General features: G+C 63.8%; 12 protein-coding genes and 2 pseudogenes. 9 read left to right on the top strand and 5 right to left on the bottom strand.

Annotation, left to right across the window (positions count from 1 at the left end; translation table 11 throughout):
• Positions 1–4 precede the first annotated feature (4 nt).
• Positions 5–1,153: an ABC transporter ATP-binding protein gene (locus KSS93_RS18635; RefSeq protein WP_217885439.1), complete on the top strand. Its 1,149-nt coding sequence runs from the start codon at positions 5–7 to the stop codon at positions 1,151–1,153.
• Positions 1,154–1,351: 198 nt separating this feature from the next.
• Here the strand turns inward: KSS93_RS18635 and KSS93_RS18640 are convergent, their stop codons facing one another.
• Complete coding sequence (locus tag KSS93_RS18640) at positions 1,352–2,230, bottom strand: DMT family transporter (protein WP_217885440.1); 879 nt, start codon at positions 2,228–2,230, stop codon at positions 1,352–1,354.
• Positions 2,231–2,441: 211 nt separating this feature from the next.
• Between KSS93_RS18640 and KSS93_RS18645 the strand changes: the two genes are divergently transcribed.
• The 3 genes from KSS93_RS18645 (at position 2,442) to mrdA (ending at position 6,708) form a co-directional block, all read left to right on the top strand.
• A complete protein-coding gene (locus KSS93_RS18645; RefSeq protein WP_217885441.1) occupies positions 2,442–3,266 on the top strand; it encodes an aldo/keto reductase in 825 nt (274 codons plus the stop codon).
• 345 nt (positions 3,267–3,611) lie between these two features.
• Positions 3,612–4,559, top strand: a complete 948-nt coding sequence (locus tag KSS93_RS18650; RefSeq protein WP_217885442.1) for an endonuclease — start codon at positions 3,612–3,614, stop codon at positions 4,557–4,559.
• Positions 4,560–4,815: 256 nt separating this feature from the next.
• Positions 4,816–6,708 (top strand): penicillin-binding protein 2, encoded by a 1,893-nt coding sequence (gene mrdA / locus KSS93_RS18655; protein ID WP_217885443.1) that lies wholly within the window; start codon positions 4,816–4,818, stop codon positions 6,706–6,708.
• A gap of 850 nt (positions 6,709–7,558) precedes the next feature.
• On the opposite strand, the pseudogene KSS93_RS18660 reads toward mrdA, so the two are convergent.
• Together KSS93_RS18660 and KSS93_RS18665 are read right to left on the bottom strand one after the other, a co-directional pair.
• Positions 7,559–8,736: pseudogene (locus KSS93_RS18660) on the bottom strand (integrase core domain-containing protein).
• Between the two features lie 236 nt (positions 8,737–8,972).
• Positions 8,973–10,217, bottom strand: a pseudogene (locus tag KSS93_RS18665) (IS256 family transposase).
• A gap of 322 nt (positions 10,218–10,539) precedes the next feature.
• Here KSS93_RS18665 and KSS93_RS18670 point away from each other — a divergent pair.
• Complete coding sequence (locus KSS93_RS18670; protein ID WP_217885444.1) at positions 10,540–11,226, top strand: GNAT family N-acetyltransferase; 687 nt, start codon at positions 10,540–10,542, stop codon at positions 11,224–11,226.
• A 197-nt stretch (positions 11,227–11,423) separates the two neighbouring features.
• Positions 11,424–11,699, top strand: a complete 276-nt coding sequence (locus KSS93_RS18675; RefSeq protein ID WP_133323846.1) for a peptidylprolyl isomerase — start codon at positions 11,424–11,426, stop codon at positions 11,697–11,699.
• Between the two features lie 3 nt (positions 11,700–11,702).
• Here the strand turns inward: KSS93_RS18675 and KSS93_RS18680 are convergent, their stop codons facing one another.
• The gene (locus KSS93_RS18680) at positions 11,703–12,326 is read right to left on the bottom strand and encodes a LysE family translocator (protein ID WP_217885445.1); all 624 of its coding nucleotides are present in this window, start codon (positions 12,324–12,326) and stop codon (positions 11,703–11,705) included.
• A 123-nt stretch (positions 12,327–12,449) separates the two neighbouring features.
• Between KSS93_RS18680 and KSS93_RS18685 the strand changes: the two genes are divergently transcribed.
• Positions 12,450–13,280 carry an AraC family transcriptional regulator gene (locus KSS93_RS18685; RefSeq protein WP_217885446.1) on the top strand — a complete coding sequence of 277 codons (831 nt, stop codon included), beginning with the start codon at positions 12,450–12,452 and terminating at the stop codon, positions 13,278–13,280.
• Between the two features lie 145 nt (positions 13,281–13,425).
• Here the strand turns inward: KSS93_RS18685 and KSS93_RS18690 are convergent, their stop codons facing one another.
• Positions 13,426–13,896 (bottom strand): FAD/FMN-containing dehydrogenase, encoded by a 471-nt coding sequence (locus KSS93_RS18690; RefSeq protein WP_217885447.1) that lies wholly within the window; start codon positions 13,894–13,896, stop codon positions 13,426–13,428.
• Between the two features lie 113 nt (positions 13,897–14,009).
• Here KSS93_RS18690 and KSS93_RS18695 point away from each other — a divergent pair, with 113 nt between their 5' ends.
• Both KSS93_RS18695 and KSS93_RS18700 read left to right on the top strand, forming a co-directional pair.
• The gene (locus KSS93_RS18695) at positions 14,010–15,017 is read left to right on the top strand and encodes a GlxA family transcriptional regulator (protein ID WP_217885448.1); all 1,008 of its coding nucleotides are present in this window, start codon (positions 14,010–14,012) and stop codon (positions 15,015–15,017) included.
• 501 nt (positions 15,018–15,518) lie between these two features.
• Positions 15,519–16,931 carry a purine-cytosine permease family protein gene (locus tag KSS93_RS18700; RefSeq protein WP_217885449.1) on the top strand — a complete coding sequence of 471 codons (1,413 nt, stop codon included), beginning with the start codon at positions 15,519–15,521 and terminating at the stop codon, positions 16,929–16,931.
• The last annotated feature ends 42 nt before the right edge of the window (positions 16,932–16,973 follow it).

The following is a 16,973-nucleotide window of genomic DNA, read 5'->3' on the forward strand; positions in this document are numbered from 1 at the left end:
AACAATGAGTGCAGTGATCAAAGACAACGCGCAAAACAAGACCCTGGTCAGCCTGCGCGGCCTGAACAAGCACTACGGCGACTTCACCGCCGTGGACAACCTGGACCTCGAGATCCAGGACGGCGAATTCCTCACCTTCCTCGGCTCCAGCGGCTCGGGCAAGTCCACCACCCTGTCGATGCTGGCCGGTTTCGAAACCCCCAGCAGCGGTGAAATTCTGGTAGACGGCCAGTCGTTGGTGAACGTGCCGCCGCACAAACGCGACATCGGCATGGTGTTCCAGCGCTACTCGCTGTTCCCGCACCTGAACGTGCGCGACAACATCGCCTTCCCCCTGGCCATCCGCAAGCTCAGCGCCAGCGAGACCACCAAGCGCGTGGACGCCATGCTCAAGCTGGTGCAACTGGAAAAATTCGCCCACCGCAAGCCCTCGCAGATGTCTGGCGGCCAGCAGCAGCGCGTGGCGATTGCCCGGGCGCTGGTATACGAGCCGCGCATCCTGCTGATGGACGAACCCCTCGGCGCGCTGGACAAAAAGCTGCGTGAAGACCTGCAGGACGAGCTGCGCCAGTTGCACCGCCGGCTGGGCATCACCATCGTCTACGTGACCCACGACCAGGAAGAAGCCATGCGCCTGTCCCAGCGCATCGCGATTTTCAGCCACGGCAAGATCGTCGGCCTGGGCACCGGCTACGACCTCTACCAGAACCCGCCGAATGCCTTCGTCGCCTCGTTCCTGGGCAACTCGAACTTCTTGCGCATCAAGGCCAGCAGCAACGGCGCCGGCAGCTTCGAGGGCCAGCCGGTGGCCATCCGCCTGACCCCGGGCCTGGCCGCCGAGCAAGAGGCGCTGATCATGGTGCGCCCGGAAAAGGCCCTGGCGCTGACCGCCGAGCAAGCCGCCCGCGACACCCTGCCAGCGGGCTGGAACGAAGTCACCGCCACCGTTGGCGAGGTGTTGTTCCTGGGTGAAAGCCAGACCTGCCACGTGGTTACCCAGGGCGGTACCGAGCTGACGGTCAAGGCCCTGTCGGCCGCCGGCATGCCGATGCAGCCGGGTGACCAGGTGAAAGTGCGCTGGGCGGTGGCCGATGCCTGCATCTACACCGAGTGGGCCGAAAGCGATTTGAGCAAGGCGGCCGGGGCGCACTGAGCCTGGCCATCTGCCAACACAGGCGCTTACGCAGGGCCTGAATCATGTGTTGTACCTGTAGGAGCGGCTTTAGCCGCGAACACCGGCGCAGCCGGTGCCAGCCACCGCGTCGCCTGCTTCGCGGTGGTCCGGCACTCCGGTAAACCCGCGCCTACAGGGTACGTGTCGCGCTTACGAACACTACTCCTGCAACAGACCTCAACCCTTACGCTGCATCCACGCCGCCCCCAGCCCGCTCAGGCAGATGATCGCAATGCCCGCCAGGCTTACCCCGTCCGGCACCTGGCCGAACACCACCAACCCCAGCAACCCGGCAAACACGATCTGGCAGTAGCTGAACGGCGCCAGCAGCGCCGGCGCGGCATGCCGGAAGGCCTGGGTCAGCAGCAGGTGCGCGGTCATCCCGCAGCCCCCCAACCCCAGCATCAACAACACATGCGGCCATTGCGGCACCTGCCAGAAGAACGGCACCAGCGCGGTCATCACCAGGGTGTTGCACAGGCCTGCGTAAAAGTTGCTGGTGGTCGGGCTGTCGTGGGCCGCCAGCTTGCGCGTCAGCAGCTGGTAGAAGCAAAAACCCATGGCCGAGCCGAACGGGAACAGAATGGCCGGGGTAAACATCGCCCCGCCCGGGTGCACCACCACCAGCACACCGATAAAGCCCAGCACCACCGCTACCCACTGGCCCAAGGTGACGTGCTCCTTGAGCAGCGGCACCGACAGTGCGGTAACCAGTACCGGGGCCAGGAAGTTGACCGAGGTTGCCTCGGCCAGCGGCAGGTATTGCAGGCCGGCGGTAAACAGCAGGCTGGTGCTGAGCAGGCTCAGGGCGCGCAAGGTCTGCAAAACCGGGCGCCGGGTACGCAGTACCGCCAGGCCCGCCTTGGGCAGGAAGATGCCGGCCATCAGCAGCGTGTGCACCACGTAGCGGGCCCACACCACCATGATGACCGGGTAGATGCCGCCCAGGTACTTCGACAAGCCGTCGTGGCTGGCGAACAGGAAGGTGGCCACCACCACCAGCACGATACCGCGCAGCGGCTGGTTGACTCCGGACAGCGGGGTACTGGAACTCATGGGGCCCTCGGGCGATGGCCCCGGCATGGCGCCCGGGCATGGGCGGATTCTAGAAGAGATCGGACGACCTGAACATCAGGCGCGCCCACTGCTTTGCACCACCCGGTACATTTTGTTCGCTGATCGACCACTTTCCCCCAGGCTGTGCAGCCAGCCAGCGGGCGATAGCCGATGATGTGCACCCACCTTTCGACCCGTACAAGGAGTACCCATGCACAGGCTCACCAACCGCCACGGCCTCGACCTGCCCGCCATCGGCCTGGGCACCTGGCCAATGACCGGCGCCGACTGCACCCGCGCCGTGCACCAGGCGCTGGAGCTGGGTTACCGGCACATCGACACCGCCACCGCCTACGCCAACGAAGCCGCGGTCGGCCAGGCCCTGCGCGACAGCAGCGTGCCGCGCGAGGCCATTCACCTGACCACCAAGGTGTGGTGGGACCGCCTTGAGCCCCAGGCCATGCGCCAGTCACTGGAAGACAGCCTGCGCGCCCTGGGCACCGAACAGGTCGACCTGTTCCACATCCACTGGCCGGCCCGCGACTGGGACTTGGCCCGCAGCATCGAGACCCTGGTGCAACTACGCGACGAGGGCAAGGCGCGCTGCATTGGCGTTGCCAACTTCCCGCTGGGCTTGCTGCGCCAGGTGGTGGAGCAGTTGGGCGCGCCGTTGGCGGCGATCCAGGTGGAGTACCACGCACTGCTCGAGCAAAGCCCGTTGCTGGCGTTCGCCCGCCAGCACGACATGGCCTTCACCGCCTATACGCCTTTGGCCCGCGGCGAAGTGGCCGAGCAGCCGGCAGTGCGTGCAATTGCCGAAAAACACGGCGTACTGCCCACCCAGGTGGCACTGGCCTGGCTGCTCGAGCAGCCCGGCGTGGCGGTGATCCCCAAGGCCAGCAGCCGCGCCAACCAGTTGGCCAACCTGGCGGCACTGGAGCTGCGCCTGGATGAGCAGGACCGCGCGGCCATGGCCGCATTGCCCAAGGACCGGCGCGTGGTAAGCCCCGAGTTTGCGCCGGACTGGCAAGCCTAAGACCGGGCGTGCGCCTTAACGGCGATGAGCCTGACTAAAACCGCTTTCTGTGGGAAGCGGCCTTGTGTCGCGATGGGCTGCATAGCAGCCCCAAGATCTCGACCTCATGCAAAATCGCCGGGGCTGCTACGCAGCCCATCGCGACACAAGGCCGCTTCCCACAAAGCCTGCACCAGCGCTCAAAAATGTCGTAAGACAAAACTCCCACGGTGTCAGGTGCTCTCCTACATTGCCCACACGGAATGATGGCACCCTGCGCCAGCATTCAAACCCCTCTACTACGCCCACGACAGCGGAATTTTCCTGCGTATAATCGCGCCTTTTTCTGACGCTGATCGACGCCCCATGAAAAGACTGCTTTACGCCGCCACCCTGTTCCTCACCCTGCTGCCACCCGCCTTCGCCACCCCGCCTGCGACCTTCACCGAAGCCAAGGTTATCGCCAAACAGAAGATCTACCTCGACCAGGCCAGCAGCGCCCAGGGCGACCTGTACTGCGGTTGCAAATGGACCTGGGTGGGCAAGTCCGGCGGGCGTATCGACCCCGGCTCCTGCGGCCTGCAAGCGCGCAAGCAGCAGACCCGCGCCGACCGCACCGAGTGGGAACACATCGTCCCGGCCTGGACCTTCGGCCACCAGCGCCAGTGCTGGCAAAACGGCGGCCGCGAGGCCTGCGTCGATAAAGACCCGGTGTTCCGCGCCATGGAAGCCGACCTGTTCAACCTCTACCCCGCCGTGGGCGAGGTGAATGGTGACCGCAGCAACTTCAACTACGCCATGGTCAGCGGCGTCGCCCCGCAATACGGCCAGTGCCCGACCAAGGTCGATTTCGTGCAGAAATCCGCCGAGCCCCGTGATGCAGTCAAGGGCCTGGTGGCACGCACCACCTTCTATATGTACGACCGCTACCAGCTGAGCATGTCGCGCCAGCAGCAACAGCTGCTGATGGCCTGGAACAAGCAGTACCCGGTCAGCGCCTGGGAGCAGGAGCGCGACCGGCGCATCGCCGCAGTCATGGGCCACCACAACCCGTTCGTTACCGGCGAGCGCAGCTGGACCCCAGGCTACAAACCGACCGGCAGCACCGTCGCCAGCAACAGCGCAGCCAGCAAGCCCGCCCCCACCGCCAGCACCTCCCACGGCGCGGTGCTGGGCAACCGCAACAGCCAGGTCTACCACCTGGCCAGCGGCTGCCCGGGCTATGCCCAGGTAGCACCGAAAAACCAGGTGGCCTTCGCCTCGGAGGCTCAGGCGCAGGCCGCAGGTTATCGCAAGGCCGGCAACTGCAAGTAAGCGCCCGGCGGCCAGGATGAACGAATCTTCATCTTGGCCGCAGCGCCCTGATACCGGGCCCCAAGGCGCCCTCGCCGGCCGCCCCCGACCGTTGCAGCTTGAGCCATGGCCGGGGCTTGCGTAGCATCGCCGGCCCTTGCCAGCTTCGTGGGAGCGGGCTTGCCCCGCGATTGCGTCTTCAAGCGTCAACCCGCAGCCTGGCCGGCGTCGGGTCGTGGGGCGGGCCCGCTGCCACACCTTATCCGCCGAGCCGCCGATGCCCCAACCCATCCCCCTCAAGGACCACGAAACAGAAAAGAGCCTGGTCAACCGCCGGCTGCTGGCCTGCGCCGTGCTGGTGCTGAGCCTGGTGGCGGTGCTGATCGGCCGGCTGTACGTGCTGCAGGTGCTGCAGCATGACCAGCAAAGCGCGGTATCGGAAAACAACCGCGTGCACGTGCTGCCCATCCCCCCCGAACGCGGGTTGATCTACGACCGCAACGGCGTGGTACTGGCTGACAACAAGCCCAGCTTCAACCTGACCATGACCCGCGAACGCGCCGGCGACTCGGCCAAGGTGCTGGACAGCCTTGCGCAGATCCTCAGCCTTTCCGATGACGACCGCCATCAGTTCGACAAGGACCTGCGCCGCGGCCGCAAACCCTTCGAGCCGGTCACCTTGATGGTTGGCCTGAGCGAGGAGCAGATCGCCCTGATTGCGGTGAACCAGTTCCGCCTGCCGGGCTTGGAGGTAGAGCCGCAGTTCATTCGCGAATACCCCCTGGCCGAGCACTTCGCCCACTCGGTGGGTTATGTGGGGCGCATCAACGAGAAGGAAGCCAAGGCTCTCGACAGCACCGAATACCGTGGCACCCAGTCGATCGGCAAGACCGGCATCGAGCGCTTCTACGAAGACCAGTTGCATGGCCACGTGGGTTACGAAGAGGTCGAAACCAACGCCCAGGGCCGGGTGATGCGCGTGCTGCGCCACCACGACCCGGTGCCGGGCAAGGATATCGTGCTGAGCCTGGATGCCCACCTGCAGCAGGCCGCCGAAAAAGCCCTGGGTGACCGGCGCGGCGCCGTGGTGGTGCTGGACCCGGCCAACGGCGACGTGCTGGCGATGGTCAGCAACCCCAGCTTCGACCCCAACCTGTTCGTCAAGGGCATCAGCTTCAAGCAATACGCGGCGCTGCGCGACTCCATCGACCGGCCGCTGTTCAACCGCGTGCTGCGCGGCCTGTACGCGCCGGGCTCGACGGTCAAGCCGGAGGTAGCCATCGCCGGCCTGGACAGCGGTGTGATCACCCCTGCCAACCGGGTGTTCGACCCCGGCTACTACGAGCTGCCCAACTACGACCACAAGTACCGCAACTGGAACCGCACAGGCGACGGCTGGGTGGACATGTACACCGCCATCATGCGTTCCAACGACACCTACTTCTACGACCTGGCGCACAAGCTGGGTATTGACCGGCTGCACGACTACATGAGCGAGTTCGGCCTGGGGCAGAAGGTGTCGCTGGACATGTTCGAGGAAGCCGCCGGCCTGATGCCGTCGCAGGCCTGGAAGCGCGCCACCCGCCGCCAGGCGTGGTTCCCGGGTGAGACGTTGATCCTTGGCATCGGCCAGGGCTATATGCAGGTGACCCCGCTGCAACTGGCCCAGGCCACCAGCCTGCTGGCGAGCAAGGGCGTCTGGCACCGCCCGCACTTGGCGATGACCATCGGTGGCGACAAGCCAGTGGACCCGAACCCGATGCCGGACATCGTGCTGCACGACAAGCGTGCCTGGGACCAGGTCAGCCAGGGCATGCAGATGGTCATGCACGACCCGCGCGGCATTGCCCGGGCGTCGGCTGCCGGCGCCCAATACCGCATTGCCGGCAAGAGCGGTACGGCGCAGGTGGTGGCGATCAAGCAGGGTGAGCGCTATGACCGCAACAAGACCCTCGAGCGCCACCGTGACAACGCTTTGTTCGTCGGCTTTGCGCCGGCTGACCATCCGGCGCTGGTGGTGGCGGTGATGATCGAGAACGGCGAGGCTGGGGGGCGGGTTGCGGGGCCTGTGGTTCGGGAGGTGATGGATGCTTACCTGCTGGATGAGCAGGGGCATCTGAAGGCGCAATATGCTGGGAATTTGGGGGGGGCGGCTGCGCCGCATGGCTGAGGGGTTCGGGTTCGGGTTCGGGTTCGGGTTCGGGTTCGGGTTCGGGTTCGGGTTCGGGTTCGGGGGTTTAGGGTGATTGCTTTGGGAGATGTATGCGCATTCGTTGACGATATACGCTTTTCGTCACCTTTCCGCCCTTACGGCGGGTAACTTTTTGAAGGATCAAAAAGTCACCAAAAAATCCCTGCTCCCATCATCCGGCCCCCTACGCTGCGCTCCGGGGGTTCCCTCGCTCCGGGCTTGCTCCGGAGGTACGCGCCGACGGGCCGTCCCTGGCCCGATCGGCGCTCGACCGGCATCCATGCCGGTCGCCCTCCTACGCAATCCCTACGCTCGGCCTCCTGAAGTCGCGATTTGTGTTGCCTGAGCTATCGCGCACTTAGAAGCAAGATCAAGAGCCAGATCAAGAGCCAGATCAAGAGCCAGATCAAGAGCCAGATCAAGAGCCAGATCAAGAGCTGGGATGTTGGTTTTATTGTTATTGATGTGATGTTTATTCTGACGCAATCGCGGGGCAAGCCCGCTCCCACGTTAGTTGTGCGCATCAAGTTCTAGCGTGAAAGCGGGCTTGCCCCGCGATTAAATCCTGAGTTCCCACGGTGGCAACTAGCGGTTAGCTGCGCCAGCACAGGCGCCGCCCCTAACTTCGCGACTTCAGGAGGCCGAACGCAGGGATTGGGTAGGGGGGGCGACCGGCATGGATGCCGGTCGAGCGCCGATCGGGCCAGGGACGGCCCGTCGGCGCGTACCCCCGGAGCAAGCCCGGAGTGAGGGAACCCCGGAGCGAAGCGCAGGGGCCGTATGAATGGAGCGTGTACGGGTCACCCACATGGGTTACACAAAAGTTCGCTCACATAGGTGACAACACCTGAAGTGTTACATAACCATCATCGGCATCTCGCTCATCGATCCTGCCGAGAATGATTGGGCCGAAAATAACATCCCACACCCCATCCCCGACTTGCTCCAGCCCAATGGTCTGATGCTTGAGCACGTAACCTACATAGATCCTCAAACCCCGGCGGTTGACGATGCCACTGCGATCAGCTGGCAGGCTCTCGATATGACTGGGGTAAGTCATTTCAGGTAGTTTTTCCGGGAACGGGCGTGGCGAAGGCTGGTAGCAGGACGCTGGTGTTTTCTGCTTCAGTGCTTCGTGGAGCCGCTCGTAATTGTAGTGTTGCCGGAAGCGGTCGAAGTGCCGTTGTTGAGCCTCCCAAGCCACTGCGGGCGGTGACGGAAGCGTACTTTGAGTGTTCGGTGCATACGCTCGTGCCGACCATTTTGCTCCGGTCTGCCAGGCGCAATACGTTCAGGAATGATGCCTAGGCGCAGCCACCAGATGGACAGCTGGGAGAGCCCTGCACGCCCTTTACTGGCAAACGGCACGCCGTTATCGGTCCGGATACGTTCAGGTAGCCCGTTTTCACGAAAGACCTCAGTGAACACAGCCTGTGTCTCCAGAAAGTTCGTATTGGCCATGCTGTGGCACGCGAGCAAGAAGCGACTGGCGTGATCCATGATCGTCAACGGATAGCACCAGACCCCAGCTCCTGTCAGAAACTGGCCTTTGTAGTCCGCAGTGAAGAGCTGATTGGGCGACTCCGCCTTTTCAAGCGGCTTGGGATAGACCGCTACGCGCTGACGCAGGCGCCGCGGCTTGATCAGCTCGGCTTTCTTGAGGATGTTGTAGATCGTTGTCTTGGAGGGAGGCGCCTGGTCAGGAAAACGTTCCTGCAATGCGGCCTGGATCTTCTTGGGCCCAGGCTCCGTCTGGCCCTTGCCGCGTAATTCGATAATGGCCTCGCGAACGGCGACGGGTACAACCCAATCTTGCGTCAGCCGGCGACGGCTACGTTCCTCTAGGCCTGCTGGGCCAGCTTTCTCGAAACGCTCGACCCATTTGTAACCGGTCTTTCGACTGATCTCGTAGGCCTCGCAAAGGGCGCTGAAGCTAGGCGCCCCCTGGAGATAGTCAGCGATGAAAAGCACTTTCATGTCCATAGGTTTCAGCTCTCGCCAAGGCATGGTCAGATCCTCGAAAAACCGACCATGCCAGTTAAAAACTGTTACCTATGTGCGTGAACTGATTTGTAACCCATGTGGGTGAGTCATACCAGCGAGGATTTTTTGGTGACTTTTTGATCCCTCAAAAAGTTACCCGCCGTAAGGGCGGAAAGGTCAATAAGCGTCACTACAAACGGGAGTGTCAGTTTTTTTGTGTGCGGGCCGGTAGCGGCCTGCCGTCAAGCAGGCCCTGATTTTCACCAGGTTGGCCTGATGAATCGATCCCCGTACAAAATCGCGAATTGATTCATCGCACTTTTCCAATCATGCGCCGCTGAGCCCCAGTTCGCCGTGATGTTTCTCAGACCCAGCCAGATCAGCTTGGTGGCTGCTTCATCGTTCGGGAAATGACCCCGGGTCTTGATGATCTTGCGCAGCTGGGCATTGATGCTTTCGATGGCATTGGTGGTGTAAATCACTTTCCGGATGGCCGGCGGGAAGACAAAGAAGGGGATCACTCGATCCCAAGCGCGTCTCCAGGCCGCAACGACCGTTGGATATTGCTTGCCCCAAGGCCCACTTTCAAACTCATCGAGCGCCTGCTCAGCCGCTTCGGCATTGATGGCCTGGTAGATCGGCTTGAGCGCCTTGGCCAGTGCCCGCCGCTTGTCCCAGGCTGCAAAGTCCAGGCTGTTGCGGATCAGGTGGACGATGCACGTCTGTAGCGTCGTCTCTGGAAACACTGCGCTGAGGGCCTCTGGCATGCCTTTAAGACCATCGGTCACGGCAATAAGGACATCGTCGACACCTCGCGTCTTGAGGTCGTTGAACACCTTCATCCAGAACTTCGCACCCTCGGTGTTCTCAATCCAGATGCCCAAGATATCGCGCGTCCCGTCCGGCAGAACGCCCAGCGCCAGGTAAATGGCCTTGTTGCGCACCAGGCCTTCCTCACGGATCTTCACCCGCAATGCATCAAAGAAAATGACCGGGTACATAGGCTCAAGCGGCCGCTGCTGCCACGCGCCGATTTCTTCCATGACCTCGGCGGTCACAGAGCTGATGAAATCGGGTGAAACATCCGTCCCGTACTGCTCGGACAAAAAGGCGCGGATCTCTGACCGTCATCCCACGTGCATACATGGCGATGATCTTGTCATCGAAACCGGTGTAACGCCGCTCATGCTTGGGAATCAGAATGGGCGCAAAACTGCCGTCTCGGTCACGGGGATATCCAGCCGCAATGGGCCGTCCCCGGTTAAAACAGTCTTGCCACTCTTGCCGTTACGTTGATTGGTTTCATCCTCTGGGCGCTGCGCGCCCGGCGGATAACCCAGGTGATGGCCCAGCTCGGCACTCAGGGCGCGTTCGATCAGGGCCTTCTTGAACGCCGCAGAGGCATCCTCGATAGCTTCGGCAGTCATCAGGCCCTCACCGAACTGCTCTAGCAGCTCTTTGGGGATTTGGGGCAGGTCACGCAGGGGTTTCTTTTTGGTTGGCATACATGCACCTCTTACTCATGTTATGCCCGAACACAAAATTTCTGACACCCTCCTACAAACAATGAATGCGCATACAAATTTCAATACCAACCAAACCAACCAAACCAATTAAACCAATCAAACCAATTAAACCAATTAAACCAATTAAACCAATTAAACCAATTAAACCAATTAAACCAAAGACAACCCCCCACTCCAATATACCCACCCCACACAGCCCCCATCACCGCCCAGCAATCGCCCACAGGTAAATACGCACCCCAACCACTTAGCAGGTAGAATGCCCAACCCGTACACCGCCGCACCCGGAGCCCACCCCGAGATGTTCATCCTCCGCCGCCTCGACGGCGTTCCGCCAGAATCCTTCCAGAGCCAGATCCGCCAGTTGGTGATCGACCATGTCGGCCAGCTCAGCAGCGTCGCCATCACCCAGGACAACCCGCTCTACCCGCTGTACCAGTACGGCGTGGGGCTTGAGGTACACCAATACCTGATGGCCCTGGACGGTACCCGCGGCCTGGCCGTGCAAGTGACCCTCGCACTGGACGCCGACGCCCCGGACCAACTGCTGGGCTTCGCCTTGGCACTTCCGGCACAGGACGCCCCCCAGGCGTGCGCCCTTGCCTACCTCGCCGTAAGCGCCAGCCATCGCCGCCAAGGCATCGCCCTGGGCCTGCTGGATGACCTGCGCGCACGCTTTGCCTGCGTCGAACTGAGTACCTTCGCCAACCAGGTACCCTGGTTCGAGGCCATGGGCCTGCAGGTGGTCGCCAGCGCCGGGCCGCAAGTGCTGATGAGCAGCACCGGACGCGCCAGCGGCGCGTTGATCGGGCGGTTGGACATTGCCCCGATCTACCAGACCGTCGAAGTGATGCAGATCCACGCCTACCTGCTCAAGCAGCATGGTGATGAGGCAATGATGGAGGCCGAACAATTGCGCGACGAACGGCTGGATGGGCTGGCGCTGGAGGCCAAGGACTGCGTCAGCCAGCGGCTGCTGCGCCATTGAATCAACGCGCTGGCAAGCCCGCAGCAATCACCAGCAAACCTGCAAACCATCTGTAGGAGCCGGCTTGCCGGCGATAAGGCCGCCACAGCCAGCACAACGCAGTAGCTCCCGCCGCTCAACCAGCTTCGAGGCCCCTGACCACCCGACATCAGGCATAATGTGGCCCTTTTTCACCCCGCAGCACAGGTACCTGCCCCATGAAAGCCCAAGCCCGCCACATCCTGGTCAAGACCGCTGAAGAAGCCGAAAAGCTCAAGCAGCGCATCGCCAATGGCGAAGCCTTCGACGTGCTGGCCAAGAAGTTCTCCACCTGCCCGTCGGGCAAGCGCGGCGGCGATTTGGGCGAAGTGCGCCCCGGCCAGATGGTGGGCGCCATCGACCAGGTGATCTTCAAGAAGCCACTGCGGGTGGTACACGGGCCGATCAAGAGCAAGTTCGGCTACCACCTGGTGCAAACCTTCTACCGCGACTGAGGCTCAGCGCCGCGCCGCCAGCAAACCCAAGCCTGCGCAGCCAAGCATTGAGGCGCTGACCCGGTTGAATACCCGCCGCGGCCCGGGCTGTTCGAACCAGCGCTGCAGATAGGCACCGAGCCCGGCGTAGATGGCAATGGCAGCCCACTCCAATAGCAGGAACAGCCCCCCCAGTTGCAGGAACTGCTCACCCACCGGGGTGCTGCCGCCCACGCTGACGAACTGCGGCAGGAAGGCAGTGAAGATCAAGATGGCCTTGGGGTTGCCCGCCGCCACCCAGAACTCCTGGCGCGCCAGCTTCCAGGTGCCACGCGGCTGCTCACCCGCGAACTGCGCGTCCCTCACCGGCGCCCGCCACAGCTGCCAGGCGATGTAGAACAGGTAACCGGCCCCCAGCACCTTGATGGCCAGAAACAGGTATTCACTGGTGTGCAGCACCACCGCCAGGCCCATCGCCGCCAGGGCAATCATGCCGCTGAAGGCCAGCAGCCGCCCGCCGCCCGCCACACAGGCGGTGCGCAGGCCATAGCGGCTGGCATTGTGCAGGGACAACAGGTTGTTCGGCCCCGGGGCCATGTTCAGGGCAAAGCAGGCGGGGATAAACAGCAGCAGGCTCGACAGGTCCATTATTCTTCTCCTCCACAGGCCGGGCAGCGTCGCGCCCGGCTGGCCCTGGCGTCAAGCACAGTGGCGCGGCAATTGGCCAGAACAGTAGACTGCCCGCTGCCACTGCACTTCAGGCCATTCGCCATGCCCACTGCCCGCCGCGAAATCTGGCACGACCCGGCCCTGCCCCACGTAGAGAGCCGGCGCGCCTGCCACAGCCGCGCCTGCTACAAGGCCCACAGCCACCCGACCTTCTCCATCGGCGCGGTGGATGCCGGGTTCAGCCGCTTTACCGGGGCCGGCATGGGTGAGACCCGCCTGACCCCGGGCACCCTGGTGCTGGTGCCGGCGCAGCGCGTGCATGCCTGCAACCCCGAGCCCGGGCAGGCCTGGAGCTACCAGATGCTGCACCTGGATGCCGAGTGGCTGCAGCGCCTGCGCCTGGAGTCAGGGCTCGAAGCCGGCGCACCTGGCGCGCCGGCCCGGGTCAGCCGTTCGCCGCGCTTGTACCGGCAGTTTTGCGCGCTGAACGAGCTGCTGTTTTCATCCGCCGCACCACTGGAGAAGGACGCAGCGCTGGTGGCGTTCATCGGCGAGCATGATTTTTCGGCGCATCGGTGCCTGGCCGAAGCGCCGGCCCTGGCGCCCTCGATGCTGGCCGAACTGCTGGAGCGCCTGCAGCACCAGGACCTGGCCGCAGTCAGGCTGGACGGGCTGGCGGCACAGGCGGGGCTGGGCCGTTATGCGCTGATCCGCGCCTTTGCCAGCGCCACCGGCATGACGCCCCACGCGTATTTGCTCAATGCACGGGTGAACCAGGCCCGCGAGCTGCTGCGCCAGGGGTTGCAGCTGGCGGATGTGGCCTATCGCCTGGGCTTTGCCGACCAGGCGCATTTTCAGCGGGTGTTCAAGGCGCATGCCGGGGTGACGCCCGGGGTTTACCGCCAGTACCCCAACCGCAAAGCGATGAGTTGACCCGCAAACACCGGCGCACCCGGTGCCTGGCACCGGCTGCGCCGGTGTTCGCGGGCAAGCCCGCTCCCACAGGGATCGCACAACCCTCGGACCTGCGCTGTACCTGTAGGAGCCGGCTTGCCGGCGATGGGGCCGGCACAGGCTGTTACCGGGCAGCAACCCCTTCCAGCGCCGCCTTCAGCTCTGGCGCATCGGCAAATTCGCGCTGCACCACCAGCACACCGTGGTCCAGCGCCAGCCACAGCACCTGGCCCTCGGCCCCGGCATAACGGCTGGCCACTCGCCCTTCCCGGTCCAGCAGCACCCGATAGCTGTAGTCACGCATCGCCGGGATGGCGAACAGCTTGCTGATCAACGCCGGCATGCGCTGGATATCCGCCACGAACACCGCACCACGGGCCTCAAGGTACCCCTTGGGCTGCCCGGCCAGGGCCGCCTTGACCAGCTTGGCGCCGTCCATGTCGCGGGCCACCAGCAAGATGCGGGTGTCGCCGCCCAGGCTGTAGGGCTGGTCGTACTGGTCGAGCAAGGTCCAGGGCGCCAGGCGCTCGCCCGGCTCCACGGCATGGGCCAGCACAGGCAGCAGGCTGAACAACAGTACGGCGAGGTATTTCATGGCAGGTGCTCCAGGCAGCAAAAGGCCGCCAGCATAGCCCAATGCCACCCGGTGTTGTCTTTCCCGGCGCCGCCTTGCACACTCATCGCGCCAGCCAGGAAGCGGAGTCCGCAGTGCCCACACCACGCCAGTTCAGCAAGAAGACCAGCACCAGCAACATGCTGCGCCTGAAGAACAACGACGGCAGCGCCCAGCGCCCGTACCGGGTCGACTTCGTGCTGCTGGAGCATTTCTCCATGGCCAGCTTCACCGTGGCCATGGACGTGCTGGTCACCGCCAACCTGCTGCGCGCCGACAGTTTCGCCTTCACCCCGCTGTCGCTGGGTGGCGACCGGGTGCTCAGCGATCTGGGCCTGGAACTGGTGGCCACGCCCCTCGACCTGCACACCCTGCACGACCTCGACCTGCTGGTGATTTGCGGCGGCCTGCGCACCCCGCTCAAGTACCCTGGCCTGGACCGCCTGCTGGCCGACTGCGCCGGCCACGGCATGACCTTGGGCGGGCTATGGAACGGCGCCTGGTTCCTCGGCCGCGCCGGAGTGCTCGATGACTACGGCTGCAGTGTGCACCCCGAACAACGCGCAAGCCTGGCCGAAACCAGCCCGCAAACGCGCATCACCCCGGCCAGCTTCACCCTCGACCGCGACCGCCTCACCGCCGCCAGCCCCAATGGCGCCATGGAACTGATGCTCGGCCTGGTGCGCCGCCTGCACGGCGATGGCCTGGCCGAAGGGGTCGAGGAAATCCTGTCGTTCTCTGGCGCACGTTATCGCCAGGTCGGCCCGGGGGCGAAAAAGTCCATGAGCCTGCACCTGCGTACCATCGTCGAGCTGATGGAAAACAACCTCGAAGAAACCCTCAGCCTCGACCAGCTAGCGTCCTACTCCGGCCGTTCGCGGCGCCAGATCGACCGCCTGTTCCAGGCCCAGCTGGGCACCTCGCCGCGGCGCTACTACATGGAGCTGCGCATCACCAAAAGCCGGCGCCTGCTGCAGTATTCGGACCTGTCGGTGATGGAAGTGGCGGTGGCCTGCGGCTTCGTTTCGGTATCGCATTTCAGCAAATGCTACGCCGCCTACTTCGGCTACCCCCCATCGCGCGAACAGCGCCTGGGCGAGTAAGGGCTCAGCGCAGCTGCGCCAGCTCCAGCAGCAAAATTTGCAACCCCACCGGCCACGCCGACTGCGCTGCCACGCCGGCTCTCATAGAACAAACTGCAACTCATTGATTTAACACGGTCTCTGTGGGCAGCGGTGCATCTGCGAGACCAGTTCTCTGCGCGACAGCGCAGCCCGAAAGGGCTGGGTGATCTCCTACAGGGAGCAGCGGTGCTCTTATTGCGCGCCAACACTGTGCGCCGCGCACCATCACAGACCACCGGCAACACCGCCGGCACCTGCAAACCCAAGCCACTCAACGCCGCCAGCCACCTGGCACCCTCCTTGCTACCACTCATCCCTTAACCTTTTGCCAGCCTTAGCTTTTTTAAGGTTCATGAGCACAAATTTACTAATTTCCCGTTCCCTGCCCGGCCCCCATCATCGCTCCAACAAGAACGCGTCGCCCCTTGCCGGCACGCCCCCGGGCAGCTGCGGTTGCCCCTCCTTGCCTTGGAGTCAGTCATGACCAGTGCAGCCAATTCGGCACCCCTCATCGAGAAACACACGATCGGCTATGTGCCGCCGCAAGACCGCCATGGAAAGGTAAGGGATCTGTTCACACTGTGGTTCGGCGGCAACATCGCGCCGTTGCCCATCGTCACCGGCGCGCTCGGCGTGCAGCTGTTCCACCTGAACCTGGTCTGGGGGATCGTCGCCATTCTGGTCGGCCACCTGCTCGGCGGCGTGCTGATGGCGCTGCACTCGGCCCAAGGCCCGCAGATGGGCATCCCGCAGATGATCCAGAGCCGCGCCCAGTTCGGCTCGCTCGGCGCGTTGCTGGTGGTGGTGATCGCCGGCGTGATGTACATCGGCTTCTTCGCCTCCAACATCGTGCTGGCCGGCAAGTCGCTGCACGGGGTGGTCGACAGCGTGCCGGTGCCGGTGGGTATCGTCATCGGTGCGCTGGGCTCGGGCATCATCGGCATTATCGGCTACCGCTTCATCCACGTGCTCAACCGCATCGGCACCTGGGTGCTGGGCATCGGCATCGTGGTCGGCTTTGGCTACATCTTCAGCCATGTGCAAAGCGACGACTTCCTCACCCGCGGCGGCTTCAACCTGGCCGGCTGGCTGGCCACCGTGTCGCTGGCGGCGCTGTGGCAGATCGCCTTCGCCCCCTACGTATCGGACTACTCGCGCTACCTGCCGGCCGACGTCAAGGTCAGCTCGACCTTCTGGACCACCTACCTGGGCTCGGCCCTGGGTTCGAGCCTGTCGTTCATCTTCGGCGCGGTGGCAGTGCTGGCCATCCCGGCGGGCATGGACACCATGGATGCGGTGAAGCTCGCCACCGGCACCCTCGGCCCGCTGATGCTGGTGCTGTTCCTGCTCAGCGTGATCAGCCACAACGCCCTCAACCTGTATGGCGCGGTGCTGTCGATCATCACGCTGATCCAGACCTTCGCCTACCGCTGGATCCCCACCGCGCGCAGCCGCGCCGTACTGTCGCTGGTGGTGCTGGCGGCCTGCTGCGTGGTGGCGGTGTTCGCCTCGGCAGACTTCATCGGCCACTTCGTCGACATGGTGCTGGTACTGTTGGTGGTGCTGGTGCCGTGGACCGCGATCAACCTGATCGACTTCTACGCCATTCACAAGGGCGACTACGACATCCAGTCGATCTTCAAGGTCGATGGCGGCATCTACGGGCGCTACAACCCGCAGGCGCTGCTGGCCTACGCGGTGGGCATCGTGGTGCAGGTGCCGTTCATGAACACCCCGCTGTACGTGGGCCCGGTGTCCGAGTACATCAACGGTGCGGACCTTTCGTGGCTGGTGGGCCTGGCGGTGACCTCGCCGCTGTACTGGTGGCTGGCCAGCCGTGACAGCGCCTACCGCCGCCGGCAGACCAGCGCCAAACTGGCCGCGGCGGCCTGACCGAACGCCCATCGCGGGGCAAGCCCGCTCCCACGTAAAACG

The sequence above is a fragment of the Pseudomonas xanthosomatis genome, assembly GCF_019139835.1.
GTDB lineage: Bacteria > Pseudomonadota > Gammaproteobacteria > Pseudomonadales > Pseudomonadaceae > Aquipseudomonas > Aquipseudomonas fakonensis.

Bases quoted from the DNA above. Each gene is read 5' to 3' on its own strand.
- KSS93_RS18645 (WP_217885441.1), top strand. From the start codon at position 2,442: ATGCACAGGCTCACCAACCGCCACGGCCTCGACCTGCCCGCCATCGGC.
- KSS93_RS18680 (WP_217885445.1), bottom strand. From the start codon at position 12,326: ATGGACCTGTCGAGCCTGCTGCTGTTTATCCCCGCCTGCTTTGCCCTG.
- KSS93_RS18650 (WP_217885442.1), top strand. From the start codon at position 3,612: ATGAAAAGACTGCTTTACGCCGCCACCCTGTTCCTCACCCTGCTGCCA.
- KSS93_RS18690 (WP_217885447.1), bottom strand. From the start codon at position 13,896: ATGAAATACCTCGCCGTACTGTTGTTCAGCCTGCTGCCTGTGCTGGCC.
- KSS93_RS18640 (WP_217885440.1), bottom strand. From the start codon at position 2,230: ATGAGTTCCAGTACCCCGCTGTCCGGAGTCAACCAGCCGCTGCGCGGT.
- KSS93_RS18635 (WP_217885439.1), top strand. From the start codon at position 5: ATGAGTGCAGTGATCAAAGACAACGCGCAAAACAAGACCCTGGTCAGC.
- KSS93_RS18670 (WP_217885444.1), top strand. From the start codon at position 10,540: ATGTTCATCCTCCGCCGCCTCGACGGCGTTCCGCCAGAATCCTTCCAG.
- mrdA (WP_217885443.1), top strand. From the start codon at position 4,816: ATGCCCCAACCCATCCCCCTCAAGGACCACGAAACAGAAAAGAGCCTG.
- KSS93_RS18700 (WP_217885449.1), top strand. From the start codon at position 15,519: ATGACCAGTGCAGCCAATTCGGCACCCCTCATCGAGAAACACACGATC.
- KSS93_RS18675 (WP_133323846.1), top strand. From the start codon at position 11,424: ATGAAAGCCCAAGCCCGCCACATCCTGGTCAAGACCGCTGAAGAAGCC.
- KSS93_RS18685 (WP_217885446.1), top strand. From the start codon at position 12,450: ATGCCCACTGCCCGCCGCGAAATCTGGCACGACCCGGCCCTGCCCCAC.